At 57.0% G+C, this 13,060-nt stretch carries 9 protein-coding genes; 8 read left to right on the forward strand and 1 reads right to left on the reverse strand.

The genetic code is table 11. The features are described 5' to 3' along the window. The first annotated feature begins 113 nt into the window (after positions 1–113). From ML401_RS37140 to ML401_RS37175, 8 genes are all read left to right on the forward strand, one after another. Entirely contained in the window at positions 114–1,475 is a 1,362-nt protein-coding gene (locus tag ML401_RS37140) for a hypothetical protein (protein WP_285812842.1), read from the forward strand. Positions 1,476–1,550: 75 nt separating this feature from the next. Next, positions 1,551–2,525, forward strand: coding sequence for a winged helix DNA-binding protein (locus ML401_RS37145; RefSeq protein ID WP_285812843.1), 975 nt, complete (start codon positions 1,551–1,553; stop codon positions 2,523–2,525). Next, a complete protein-coding gene (locus ML401_RS37150) occupies positions 2,515–2,958 on the forward strand; it encodes a hypothetical protein (RefSeq protein WP_285812844.1) in 444 nt (147 codons plus the stop codon). Before ML401_RS37145 ends, ML401_RS37150 begins: the two co-directional genes overlap by 11 nt. Before the next feature lie 114 nt (positions 2,959–3,072). After that, a complete protein-coding gene (locus ML401_RS37155) occupies positions 3,073–4,551 on the forward strand; it encodes an AAA family ATPase (RefSeq protein WP_285812845.1) in 1,479 nt (492 codons plus the stop codon). Between the two features lie 127 nt (positions 4,552–4,678). Continuing rightward, positions 4,679–5,407, forward strand: a complete 729-nt coding sequence (locus tag ML401_RS37160; RefSeq protein WP_285812846.1) for an HNH endonuclease — start codon at positions 4,679–4,681, stop codon at positions 5,405–5,407. 527 nt (positions 5,408–5,934) lie between these two features. Further along, positions 5,935–7,011 (forward strand): AAA family ATPase, encoded by a 1,077-nt coding sequence (locus tag ML401_RS37165; RefSeq protein WP_285812847.1) that lies wholly within the window; start codon positions 5,935–5,937, stop codon positions 7,009–7,011. A gap of 181 nt (positions 7,012–7,192) precedes the next feature. Next, positions 7,193–9,448, forward strand: coding sequence for a S8 family serine peptidase (locus ML401_RS37170; protein WP_285812848.1), 2,256 nt, complete (start codon positions 7,193–7,195; stop codon positions 9,446–9,448). Positions 9,449–9,997: 549 nt separating this feature from the next. Beyond that, the gene (locus ML401_RS37175) at positions 9,998–11,542 is read left to right on the forward strand and encodes a Fic family protein (RefSeq protein ID WP_285812849.1); all 1,545 of its coding nucleotides are present in this window, start codon (positions 9,998–10,000) and stop codon (positions 11,540–11,542) included. Between the two features lie 204 nt (positions 11,543–11,746). Here the strand turns inward: ML401_RS37175 and ML401_RS37180 are convergent, their stop codons facing one another. Then, a complete protein-coding gene (locus tag ML401_RS37180; RefSeq protein ID WP_285812850.1) occupies positions 11,747–12,991 on the reverse strand; it encodes a diguanylate cyclase in 1,245 nt (414 codons plus the stop codon). Positions 12,992–13,060 lie beyond the last annotated feature (69 nt).

The raw sequence follows: 13,060 nt of genomic DNA on the forward strand, positions 1-13,060 counted from the left end.
ATGCAGAGTTTCTGCGCGTTCTGACATTCAGAGCAACTGTGCCCGCAGCTAGATGATGAAACGCGCGTAAGTCGCAGTCGGTCGATTGCAAATAGCGAACCGTACGCCTATCAATGGCGTATATTGGCGAAGTCATTTGGGCGAGTCTTTTGGCTGGGCGTGCGGAGAGCCGCGTCGAAACACCGGATTTCGGCAAGTGGAAGACGGCAGCTGGTGAGCTTGCTCAAGCCCAGGCCTCGATCACGCATGCTGGGCGGGACGAGCTCAGGAAGGCCTTGATCGAGCTCGATAGCCTGTTCCGCAGAGCGCCGCCAAGTGTGCACAAGACTTACCGCAATCTTTCGGAGAGACGTCTGGAAGAATCCGCAAGGAATTTCGGTAACAGCATTGGCGAAGGCCGCATCCTGTGGTCTCTCTCTGAAGAGACTCCAGAGCAGGTTGCCGTGTTGCTCGGCGGACTGATCCGCGCTGTAGACCGCGTGCTGCTGGAACGACGGTCGCAATGGCCGATCTCACCGAAGGAATGGCGCCTGGAGGCGCTCGGATGCTGGTTCATTCCGCGACAGGGCGTGAGCGCCGGCCGCCCTGCCCGGCGGAGCCAAGCCTATTCAAAGCGTGGCATGCTGTTTCATCGGATCTTGCCGACCTTCATTGACGACTATCCGGTCGAGGTGGTCGATAGCCGTACCTTGCACAGTGCAGCCCAAGACCCTACGAAGTGGAAGATGGGCGCCTGCCTTTTCGAGGCGGTCAAGCTGAAGGCGGAGTTCGCCACGGCGGACGGTGACAAGCGCTTTACGGTCCGTGGCATGGATGCTGCGTCGGCGGAGGACGCGGTCTCTGTCCAGTTGGCGGGCGCCTTTCAGGAGAACTGCATCGCAATCGTCTGGCCGGAGCTTACGGTCCCGCCAGAACTGCGTGATAGGATCATCAAGCTGATCCGCGAGCGAGACGTGGCCGACCCGCTAGCGCCTCCTGAGATCGTCATTCCGGGAACGTGGCATGAGGCAGCAGGCAGAGGGACGGTAAATCGTGCGCGCATCTATGACGGCTATGGCGGGGAGCTGCTCGTTTACGACAAGATCGCTCCGTATGCCGATGACGAGTGGGGCATTGAAAATATCGTCGCCGGCGAGCGGATCTGCGTGCTTGCGACCGAGGGCGGCCTGATCGGGGTCGCCATTTGCCTCGATTTTTGTGACGTCTGCTCCACGCCTTTCAGCGATTTGGATGTCGATGTGATGCTGGTCCCCTCGATGGGAAACGACCGCACCATGCAGGGGCACCAGACCACTGCAAGCCAAGTCGAAGTGAAGTTCGGCACGCGAAGTTTTGTCGTGCAGCACCCCACCCACAACCGACACGATGATGCTAGATTTGGTACTATATTACCCCTCCTTAAGGAGCCGAATGGCGTTTCGACCCGGGAACTCGGTCAAAAAGTCGTTTGGACTGCCTACAAATGGGGCCTTTGACACCTAGATTCCGGGACTAAAATCAGAGTAAAGCGTTGTAAAATGATCTTAAGGGTTGTGCGGTAGGACTTGGTCATGTCGGACGTTACATTGGAAAAGATAGAGACCGGCGAGGCCACCGCGACCGAGGCGCGGGGCGTCATTTCGGAATTCCTCAAAGAGGGATCCGAAAAGAGCCTTGAGCGCATCTATGCAATGCTCGGGGCCTGGCTCTGGAATTCTCTTGAGAGCCGGCGCCGCGACGCCGAGCTGCGGGAATGGTTCGATATTCTGCGTCGGGTGAGCGCATCGGTAGCGCCGAAGAATGCGGCTTATGCCGAGCGCTTCAGGGCGTTTTACGATCTCCTGCAGATGTCGATCAACACCGCCAAGGTGGCTCGTCCAAGCGAAGTCATGCATCGTGAGCACGTCGTTCCGATCCTGCAGCTGTTGCGGGATGCACCATCGCGTCAACTGCAGAAGGCGGCAATTGCCAAGAAACTGGATCTGAAGGATGCCAATCTCAGTCGTATCCTCCGCCTGATGACCAATGCGCGTTTTGTGGAACGAACGACATCAGGAAAGTTTGCTTATTTCGCGCTCACGCGCGATGGCCTCATTGCTCTTGAGAAGCACGAACAGCCCCGTGTAGGCAGCGCCGACCGTTTGGCCAAGCTCATGGATAAAAAACTAGGTCTTAAGACCCGCCCGTCTCTCACAGCTAAAGAGCATGTGGTTCTTCGCAGCCTCTTTGATCTGTCAGTCACGAGCTCGACCCATGTGACGTCGCACGCGGCCGGGCTACTCGCTCGAGATCCGCTTGGCGTCCGTCAGGTGATGGAGGACTATCTGGTTCAGCTCCATCCGCCTGGACCGACAGCGCCGGGATATATGAAAGCAAGGACCAAGAGCTCCTACCATGGCTCATCGGTGACGATTGTGCAGGTGAAGAAAGACGAAGGTCAAGGCGCCTCCACATCGATTGGGGCCGTAAGCAGTCCAAAGCCTGCCCCGTTCCCTGCAGGTATGTTGCATCTCGCCTCAGGAGAGGATCCCGAACATGTCGAGTGAAGACGTCGATGCTTTGAAGACGGAGGAGACGCAAGGCAGTTCGGATTCGGTCGTCGTGTATGGAAACGCCCTGCTCGATCGGCTGACATATGTTTCCACGACGTTCAGCTCGCTCATTATGAGCATGGGTAGAGCTGCGCGCGATGATCGTGAAATCCTGGTGCCGCTAGTCGAAGTTAAGTTCGAAGCACCTTCAGGTCAGGACGAAACTGCGTCAAAGACGTTCTTTTCCGAGCTCCTGCCGCTGGAGAACCTTGCTTTCGTGCTCGAAGACGTCTCGAGCGATCTTGCAACTGTCTGCCACCAGCTCAGCACCGTGAGCGAGGGGCCGGTCAAGCCCGATTTCAGACGGCTTGCCGAAACCAGAAAGTTCCTTCAGGACGCTAAAAGCAACCTGGACAAGTGCCTCGCGGACCTTGAGAGAATTGGCTAGCACCTCAATCGTGTCCCCACGAACTGTCGAGAGTATCCGCGACAAAAACGAGTCTTCTGCTTCTAACGCGCCAAATTGTTCAGGTGCAATTCGCTGCGGCATTGTGAGTTCGGAATGCAATTCTTAATTTATCAATCGCGGAGCGTGCCTGAACTAAAAAAGCTAACGTATCCCTATATCAGCCTCTATCAGGATAATTGGGACGATTTCGGATGGAAGTGCCGCTACCTGGTAAAGTTGCATCGATCCTCCGACCAATTAATTGATCTCGGCGCCATTCGGCTGGCTGTCAACGGCGACCAATTTCGAGCCAGGAACCTTCCGGTCATTCTTGATGCTCTACCGCCTCGGAGAGCGTCTCTGGGAGAATCGATCGCCTATTATCGCAAGATCGGCAATCTTCCGCGACGACTACAGGCCTTGTATTTGAACGGCATTGGAGACGTTGTTTTTAGGCCAAAGCGGCGCGAATACATCACGAACGAAAGTCTCTGGAACAAGTCATTCCAGCGAGAGGCATCATCGCGGCACGCATTCAAGCGAGGCGGTATTTATATCGGAGCTCCTTGCGAAGAAGTCGTGGCGCCCGTCTTTAGATTTGAGATGCTACTCGATGGCGCTTCCGGCCCTCACAGCCTGGACGTTGACTTCTCTAGCCATGAAGGGCTGCCAAACCGGACGATTCTGCTGATCGGGCGCAATGGCACGGGCAAGACACGTTTGCTGTCGAGCTTGGCTGCTACTGTTATGCCTCCGCAAGTCTTTAGCGAAGAGACACGGCAGCGTATGCCCCCATCGGACATTTCGCCTCAGCCTGACATCAGCAGAGTGATCACGATCTCGTACAACGCGTTTGACGAGTTCCCGCTGCCGAGAGAGCCTGCCCATGCGCCCCGTCTTCTAGGCGTCGCCTATCGCTCTCGCGCTTCTTACAAGTACTGCGGGCTTCGTACGCCCCAAGGCACAATCAATGCCGACGAAATTGATCGCATGTTGAGCGAGGCTCTCGAGCCCGTTGTCCAAAGTGAAAGAACGGATGTCCTGCAGCGTATTCTTTCGACGCTATTGGATCCCGCGCGCGCAGAGGCGTTGACGTCGGATGACGATGCAATACGCAGTGCTGCGGTGCGCCAGCTGAGCGCGGGCCAGCGTCTGGTCGCGGCCATCTTCAGCAATATTGTCGGCTTCATCGAGGAAGGGTCGCTTCTTTTGATTGATGAGCCCGAGACGAACCTGCATCCCGGCCTGCTCACGAGCGTGATCGCAGCTCTCAATGAGACGCTGCGCGAGTTCGATTCATATGCGGTGATCGCGACGCACTCGCCTATTTTGCTGCAGCAAATTCCTAGCCGTTTTGTACGGGTATTTGCGCGCGACAACATGGATGCGCCGGAGATCAAAGCACTGACGTTCGAGAGTTTCGGAGAAGACCTTGGCGAGCTGTCGCGTCGCGTTCTTGGCCTTGCAGATCCGGAGCGCGATTTTACACACGTGCTGAGCGAACTCTATAAGAAGCACGGCAGCGCTGAGGCGGTACAGGCGCTATTCCCGTTCCCCCTTGGCGTTCCGGCGCATCTTATCTTTATGCGCTAGAGGAAGGACTTGACGATGGGGCCGCCGAACCGTGAGGTGCATCGGAGCATACGACGACGCATTAGTACCCTCTTTCGCCGACCTCGCTGCTGCCAGCGCCCCCTCGCGAAGAGCTGCACTAAAGGCGATGCAGAACGCGATCGGCGCGGCCTGTGTGAAGTATGACGCAGTTAGTCCGGATGTTCACCAGCTCGGAGCTATCGCTACGACGGCAAGCGAACGGATGGCTTTGATCGAGGGTTATGACAAACGAACCGCGGCTATGAAGCGGTTACTAGCCAAAATCATAGAGACGCTGCCAGCTGCGGACCTGGATCTCTGCCCGTTCTGCTCGCTCGACACCAATCCTGATCTGGACCACTTTCTGCCGAAAGCTCGTTTTCCTGAATTTTCGCTTCATGCACGTAACCTCGTGCCAATCTGCACGCCTTGCAATCGCAAGAAGGCGAATGCGGTAAAGTCCAAGACGACTGGACAGCGATTGTTTCTTCATCCGAGCGTCGAACCATCGAACAATGCAGTCGTGCTGGAGGCAAGTCTTTCATTCAAGAAGCAAGGACTGAGTGTCAGCTACCATGTCGACGGCGGTGGCGTTCTGTCTCAAAAAGAAGGCGAGCTCGTCCGTCGACATTTCGACCGGCTTGGCCTCAGCGCCAGATATTCCCGTAGAGCTCAAAGCTATTTAGCATCATTCAAGGCCTCGATCGCGGGAAAACCAAGCACTGTTGTTGCGCGAACTCTTAAGCAGAAAATCAGCACCGCTTCATTTGGTGAACCAGCGAATGGCTGGCGCCCGGCACTTTTCCGCGCGATCGCACTGAACGAGGCTGCGATTTTAGCTTGGCTGCAGAGCTGACGTTTCCGATCACAGCTCGATAGCGATCTTGCGATCATGGTCGTCGCTTCCGTGAGGCGCTGCTTCTGGCTTGGGGAGCTCGCGCTCGGAGATCGCAGCCAAGTTTCTCGAATTGGATGCCGATGCCACGAAAGCCCCAGAATTTTGGCGACGAGGCAGGCTAGGTCGCACTTGACAGGATGGAACAAATAGGGAACAATCGCAGTGAACATCGCGGTCGGCATTGGGCACCGATGGGGCCGATTCGACTGCTCCGATAGACTGCCGTCGGGGCGATCAATTCTAGTGTTTCTTTTCGATGCTTGCGGCGGGTGGACGGTAAGCAGGCTGAGGGCATACAGAAACTGCCTTGCCGGTCCGAGTGGCCTCTCCATCAGCTGGTTTGTCGGGGCTTTTCAATATGTTAATTCATGCCAGATAGGCATGGCGAACAGCTCGGCATGGAACACCGGCCCGCGGCGAGTTGTTCACAAGCTGGGACCATTTCTAGCAGCGTGGGCGCGCAATCCTGTAATAGGCTGTCCGTCATGGCCAAGAGCGACTTACTCATATCTCTCGTGCGCGCCGGTGTGACCGGCGATCGGCCAATGATGCGCTCGGCGGTCGAAGCGATTGTGGCTGATGAGCGCGCAAAGAGTCATCACGCGCTGGCCGATCGGCTTGAGCGAGCGTTGCAGACGATCGCGGTAACGCCGCCGAGTTTGGTTGCCTCTCAGCGGTCTCCGCAAGCTGCCGGGCGGGACACGATCTTAGAGGTTACTCCTCGCATATCTCTCGATGAGCTGGTTTTACCTTTGCCTGCGCGAGCAGAAGGGATGCAGCTTATCGAGGAGCATGTGCGGGCAGACGTGCTGCGGGCGAGCGGATATGAGCCGCGCCATCGCGTTCTCCTGTCTGGCCCTCCCGGCAATGGTAAAACCTCCTTTGCAGAAGCGATCGCAGAAGGCCTATCCCTTCCGTTTTTCGTCGTCCGGTATGATGCTTTGGTTGGAAGCTATCTAGGCGAAACGAACGCGCGCCTTCGGGCGCTGTTCGACTATGCGCGGACCCAGCCTTGCGTGTTGTTTTTCGACGAGTTTGATGCCATCGGGAAAGAGCGTGGAGATGACCACGAAACGGGCGAAATCAAGCGCGTCGTTTCATTCCTTTTGATGCAAATCGATAAACTTCCCAGCTATGTTGTGACAATTGCTGCTACCAATCATGCTGAACTCCTTGATCGGGCCGTATGGCGACGTTTCCAGCTGAAGATTGCGTTTCCAGCTCCCCAAGTTGCGGAAATCGCACATTTCATCGAGCGGGTTTATGGGGGTTGGCCCGAGCGTCCTTCGCTATCGGCCTTCGACCTCGCGCAAACGATCGACGCAACGTCCTATGCTGAAGTGCTTGATTTCTGCCAGAACGTTCGGCGGCGACAAATACTTGGTCTTGGTGAGATCTCGATTGATTCTGCGATCAAGACTGAACTCGAATTTTGGTCATCGAGAGTAAAGCCAGAGAACCTGCATGGCGGCCGATCCAACGAAGCCTCTGCTGCGACTGACGCCAGGCAATCAGGCGGCAAGACCAAAAGGCAGGCCGCAACCGATCCCCAGGCCGGCTAAATTCACGGCTGCTGCACAGAATGCAGCATTCGGCCCCCGCTTCCGTCGCCTCGAACAAGTCTTGGGTCGAGACCCAACCGGCTTAACTTTGCGATCAGACCCTTCCGCGCTGGCGCCAGAGCGGCTCCTGGTTTTTGAGGTTCGGGGAGCAGTTGCGAATTTTGCAAATGCGATCCGAAGAGTGCCTGGTCTGGAGCTCATCGATGAAGAGGAGCTGGAGGGGGACGAGAAGGACAAGTCGCCTGAGGCCTATCTTCTTGTGCCAGATGTCACGGCTTTGCAGAACATCCTGTCGCTCTGGAAGAGATGGATATCCGGCCAGGCAATTGGGGATGGGTTCGCACCCTGGCGAGATGTCTTTGCGACGCTCCGTGACATCAGAGTATGGGGCCCGGGGGACCGTGTTCAAGACGGCGACCGAGAGATCCTTGCGCACGAGATCGAGCTTATGGGAGATGAGGAAATTCTCCCCGTTGAGATTGAGCTTGTGTTTCGGTCGTCGGAGGACATGGCGGCTTCGAACCAACAAGGAGTCATCAACGAGATTAGGGCGGTCGGTGGCACTCTTGTATCGCAGTGCCGGATCCCGGACATCGCTTATCATGCCATTCTGGCGAACCTGCCAGTTGCCGCTGTCCGGCAAATTACCGAGCGCTCCGCAGCCGGGTTGAGCGGCATGGACCCGGTCATGCACATTCGACCACAGAGTATTGTTGCCCCGGTGCAAGTCGAAGACGCCACTCAGCTCCAAGGCGGACAGGGACCGCTTCCTTCTGGAGGCCAACCAATTTTGGCCTTATTGGATGGCGTGCCCGTTTCCCAGCACCCTCTGCTTCGTGATCGAATGAATGTCGACGATCAATTCGATCTGGAGGGCGCCGCCGTCGTGGCTGAAAGGGCTCACGGCACAGCTATGGCCTCTCTGATCGTGCATGGCGACCGAAACATGGATGAGCCGCCGCTGGCGCGCCGCATCCATTGCATACCGCTCTTGGGGGCTGCTGATCAATTTCCTGAGGACCGGCTGATTGTCGACCTGGTTTATCAAGCCGTGGTCTCGATGCGGCGCAACGACGACCCGACCGCTCCGTCAGTTGTGATCGTCAATCTTTCGCTCGGCAATGTACGAAAGCCATTTCATGGGCGGCTGTCGCCCTGGGCGAGGTTGGTCGACAGATTAGCCCATCGATATGGAATTCTGTTCTGCGTGAGTGCCGGCAATCACGCCGGCTCATTCGAGATAGCATCCATCCCCACCATGGCTGCTTATGAAGCGACGGAACAGCCCGATCGGGCCAGACATACGCTGTCCGCGCTGTCGCGATTGATCACTTCTCGCCGGCTGCTTGCACCGTCGGAAACGGTGAACGGGATCACGGTAGGCTCCGCCAATATCGACGCCGTCAGCGCAGCCGATCGCCGTAGCGCTAGAGGCAGGGTCGATCCGTATCATCCCATGATCATCACCAACCCATCCAGCGGATTGGGTCCAGGATTTGCAAACGGCGTCAAGCCCGATATTTTGATGCCTGGCTCTCGCGAGCATTTGACCATGGTGGGCAGTGGAACGGCGCTTGCTGTGAGGCCAAGTGGGCCTGCTCGACCGCATGGGCTCAAGGTTGCAGCTCCGCCGCGCGAGGGCAGCAGCAATTGGGAGCATTACACCTCCGGCACAAGTGCTGCGGCAGCTCTGGCCTCCAGGACGGCTCACAGAATTCATGACGCTTTGGAAGACACCTACGGGCAGGACTTTCTGTCCCTGCCCCATCACCAGCGCGCCGCACTTCTCAAGGCGCTGTTGGTGCATACAGCGTCGTGGCCGCAAGATAGCGCCGAGCTCATTAAGAGCGTGCTAGGTCCAGCTGATCCAAAGCAATTCGTCAGGCAGAAAGATAATATCCGGCGCTTCTTAGGCTACGGCGTTGTTAGTCCGGAAGATGCGATCTATTGCGCGTCTGACAGGGCGACGTTTTGGGCGGTCGGAACGCTGGCGCAGGAGACAAGACGTTCGGTTGTGGTTCCGTTACCAGCTTGCATGAGCGGCCAATCTCTCCCCCACTCGGTGACTGCAACGCTTGCATGGTTCACACCCGTGCATCCCGGTCGACAATCATATCGTTCAGTGAAGCTTTCGCTTTCGGCGGGTTCAGATGAGATCGATCAGTTTCGCGTGCAGCCATCCAAGACGCAGCCTGATGTCAATCAGGCAAGCAAGGGGACTGTTTTCTCGCGACGCTGGCTGGGCGACAAGGCGCCGGCTCTGACAGCGGATTCTGAAATCGAGCTTATCATCCAGCGCGAGCCTGACAGAGGCAGCAAGATAGACGAGCAAGTTCCGTTCGGCGTTGCGGTAACCGTAGCCATGCCGGGCGTCATTGAGGTCTATAACCAGGCTCGGGCGCGGATCGCGCCGCCCATTGCCGTTCCGGTCCGCTAGCTCGATTGTGCTCGACCTTTGAAAGACGGGTCTCACCAGCGATGGGCCTGCCTAAGGTGCCCTGAGGTGCCGCATCAATCCAAGAGATTGAAATCCCAGGCCAAAGGGCGCAGCTTTTGCACCTTTGACATTCTCAGGTTCTCAGGCAATGAAGCCAAGTTCTCTGGCTGCTCGCCTTCGATTCCCGCAGCGAAGACGGTTTCGTGTTCGGCGCGAACTATCCGGCCTTGAAGAACCTTATCTCGTAAGATCGGCGAGGTCCGCCCCTCTCTGCGAGCGCAGAGAAAGCGCCGTCTGACTAGAACGCTCCGGGGCCGGTACGATCCGACAGATGAGCGGCGCAAGAAGAAGCGCAAGCAGAGGAAAGAAGTCATACCTTTGGGTCCTCATCTGCGCTCTGTATCGGCCCAATGCGGGCCTTCAGCTAAGTTAGTGACGACGTCTTGATCGCAGCAGTTTTCATGAGATTTACCTTGAGAGAATGTTTTTCATGAATTACCATAATAATTCCTAGCGGTTACGCGGAAACGCCGCTGAAATTTCGGGAATATGCCGTTGAGCGCGCAATTTTCAGGAGTGGGGACCATTTTTCATGACCGGCGGCTGCCTGAAGCCGGTGCTCCGGCCGGCTATGCCGCCCTCATCGACGCCTATCACCTCTCTGCTCCAATTCCACGGACGCTCTCGGCGATCGGGACCAAGCACCGTATCTTAGAGCGGGACGGCTGGCGCCTTTACACACCTCGGCACGCCCCCGAAGCTTCCCTTGAGGGGCATCTAACATTTGCGCTGAAATACGAGGGCCTGGATCTTGCTGTCCTGAAGCGGCTTTTCCTTGCCGTGGCCGAAGGAGAAATCGTCGAGCTCGTCAAACAGAAGCCGACTGGTCTTTACACGCGTCGCATCTGGTTCCTGTACGAGTGGCTCCTCGGTCGAGAGCTGAACCTACCGCCTGCCGAGAAGGTGTCCTATGTCGATGCGCTCGATACCGACATTCAGTTCGGCTCCGCTGGGCAGAACTCGGCTCGGCACCGCGTCCGCAATAACCTTCCAGGATCGCCAAATTTCTGCCCGCTCGTCTTCAAGACGCCTGTCTTGAGCGAATTTATCGCACAAGACTGGAAGGAGCGCGCTCGAGCCATTGTCAGTCAGGTCCCGAAGGATCTGCTCGCCCGCACGGCGGCTTTTCTTCTGCTAAAGGACTCAAGGTCCAGCTATATGATCGAAGGAGAAGGACCGCCGCAGGACCGGGTCCAGCGGTGGGGCCGCGCTATTGGTGAGGCCGGCCGCGCGGCGCTGGATGAGCAGGAATTGCTTCGCCTGCAACGCATCGTGATCGGAGACGAACGCTTCGTGAAGCTCGGCTTTCGCAAGGACGGTGGTTTTGTCGGAGAGCACGACCGCGATACCCAGCGCCCTATTCCAGACCACATCAGCGCGCGTCAGGAAGACATCGCCTTGCTCATGTCGGGATTGATCGCCTTTGATAAGGGTGCGGAGAATGACCTTGATCCCGTCATCGCCGCCGCCCTACTTGCGTTCGGATTCGTCTATATCCACCCCTTTGAGGATGGCAACGGACGAATCCATCGCTATCTCATGCACCATGTTCTCGCCCGCCGGGGCTTTAACCCCGAGGGCGTGCACTTTCCGGTATCGTCGGCCATTCTCGATCGCATCGCCGAGTACAGAGGTGTGCTCGAGAGCTACTCGGCAAGATTGCTTCCTTGCATCCAATGGGCGGGAACGCCGAGCGGCAATGTCAAGATACTTAACGATACTGCCGATTTCTATCGCTTCTTCGATGCGACGCCGCACGCTGAATTTCTATACGCTTGCGTACGTCAGACGATTGAGCAAGATCTTCCGAATGAAGCCAGATTTCTTCAAGGGTTCGACACGTTCCGCGCCGGCGTCGAGCGTTTAGTCGATATGCCCGAGAGGACGCTGAACAACCTCTTCGGCTTTCTTCGGCAAAATCAGGGTAAGCTATCAAACCGCGCGCAAGCCAATGAGTTCGCGGCGCTGACCCGGGAGGAAGTCGAGAGGATTGAACAGTTATACGCAGATTCATTTGGCAAAGCGGAGCCGTAGCCAAGTCTCTGCCGTGGAGCGAGCGAGTCGCTTTTTTCAGATCCTGGAATCTGAATACGACCGCTCAAGTGGCTTCTCCCTTGATCAGACTTGAAGCGAGATCGGCTGCGCCAGGCCGGATCAGGAGAGGCACGGAAGCAATCGAGAGCTTAGTGTATGGCCCTGGCTTACGCAGCTTAGATCGGGTTTGCCCCAGCCGGAAAATCAAGCTCCTCGTGCTGCTTCTGAGGATGATACCATAAACGTCAATGGTTCAATCACCGAGCGAACGGTGGCGTCGGCTACAAGGGGAGGCCAGACCTGATTTCGTCCTTTGCCTTTGGCGGCATACAGGGCGTGATCGGCCGCAGCAATTAATTCCAGAGGAGACAAATCCGACGGCGAACAAGCTGCGACGCCAAAACTGGCCGTGACGATGCCCAAGAGGCTCCGGCCTTCATTGGGGATCGCGGCAATTTCGATCGATCGACGAATGCGTTCGGCCAGCCGCGCGGCATCCATCATCGCCATATCCGGCAGGATTATCAGGAATTCTTCGCCTCCATACCGGGCGACGAGGTCACCCGTCCTTCGTATCTCTGCCTGAAGTATAGCGGCCACTCGTTTCAGGCAGAGGTCGCCTGCAGCATGTCCGTAGCGATCGTTCAAGTGCTTGAAATGGTCGATATCGATCATGACAGCTGAAACCGGCGATGCTCGGCACTCGGGGCGAGACCAAACTCGCGTCAGTTCGTCATCGAGGTGCAGCCGGTTCGCTAACCCCGTCAATGGATCGCGCCGTGAAGCGGCGTCCGCATCGGCATGCCGAAGACGATCTCTCAGGGAATAGAGGTAGGCTCTACGGAGATCGCGCTCCATTGTATAGTTTGCGATCAGAGTGATGTAACCGCAGATGAGGAGTTGAACGATGATGGTCACCGCTATCGGGGCGGAGATGAAGCTCGCGGAAAGAACAAAGGCGGTGTGAAGCAACAGGATCGCGGCAGTCACGGCTCGTGCGAAGCGGAATTCGAGTCTGTGCAGAGAGACGTTGGTGTAGAGCAAAGTCGGAATCACCACGTACTGGTAGTGAGCGGCGCTCTCGCTTGCCGTCAAGGCAAAACCGAGATCGATCTGCAAGATGATAAGCAGCGGAACACTCGCTGCTAGAAGCTCCCGTACGAACGGGCTCGGCTTACGTGATACAAGCCAGGCGACCAATAGCATCCACAAGAAATGTACCCACATCGCCAGCCGCACGACGTCTGGCACCAGCAGCCAATCTCCGAGCAGAAAAAGGTTATAAAGGGGAGCCGAAACGAGCAGTCCGAGCGTCAAGCGCTTACACCGCTTGTCGTGCATGTCGGCTTCAAATTGCCCTTCGATGTCTGGGGGAAATCTGAGCGAGCGTGTCCGTCGCCCTTTCACGCAGGCGTCGACCGAAGCTAGTGTTACTGTGATCTCGTTCATTCTAACCTGCCCCGCGGACAAGCGGCGGCATAGTTTCTATGCGTTACCGGTCCGCTTCGGCGAAGCGTA

Origin of the sequence: Bradyrhizobium sp. 62B, from assembly GCF_030272265.2 — a bacterium.
Taxonomy (GTDB): Bacteria; Pseudomonadota; Alphaproteobacteria; order Rhizobiales; family Xanthobacteraceae; genus Bradyrhizobium.

Bases quoted from the DNA above. Each gene is read 5' to 3' on its own strand.
- ML401_RS37175 (WP_285812849.1), top strand. From the start codon at position 9,998: ATGCCGTTGAGCGCGCAATTTTCAGGAGTGGGGACCATTTTTCATGAC.
- ML401_RS37150 (WP_285812844.1), top strand. From the start codon at position 2,515: ATGTCGAGTGAAGACGTCGATGCTTTGAAGACGGAGGAGACGCAAGGC.
- ML401_RS37180 (WP_285812850.1), bottom strand. From the start codon at position 12,991: ATGAACGAGATCACAGTAACACTAGCTTCGGTCGACGCCTGCGTGAAA.
- ML401_RS37165 (WP_285812847.1), top strand. From the start codon at position 5,935: ATGGCCAAGAGCGACTTACTCATATCTCTCGTGCGCGCCGGTGTGACC.
- ML401_RS37160 (WP_285812846.1), top strand. From the start codon at position 4,679: ATGCAGAACGCGATCGGCGCGGCCTGTGTGAAGTATGACGCAGTTAGT.
- ML401_RS37145 (WP_285812843.1), top strand. From the start codon at position 1,551: ATGTCGGACGTTACATTGGAAAAGATAGAGACCGGCGAGGCCACCGCG.
- ML401_RS37140 (WP_285812842.1), top strand. From the start codon at position 114: ATGGCGTATATTGGCGAAGTCATTTGGGCGAGTCTTTTGGCTGGGCGT.
- ML401_RS37155 (WP_285812845.1), top strand. From the start codon at position 3,073: ATGCAATTCTTAATTTATCAATCGCGGAGCGTGCCTGAACTAAAAAAG.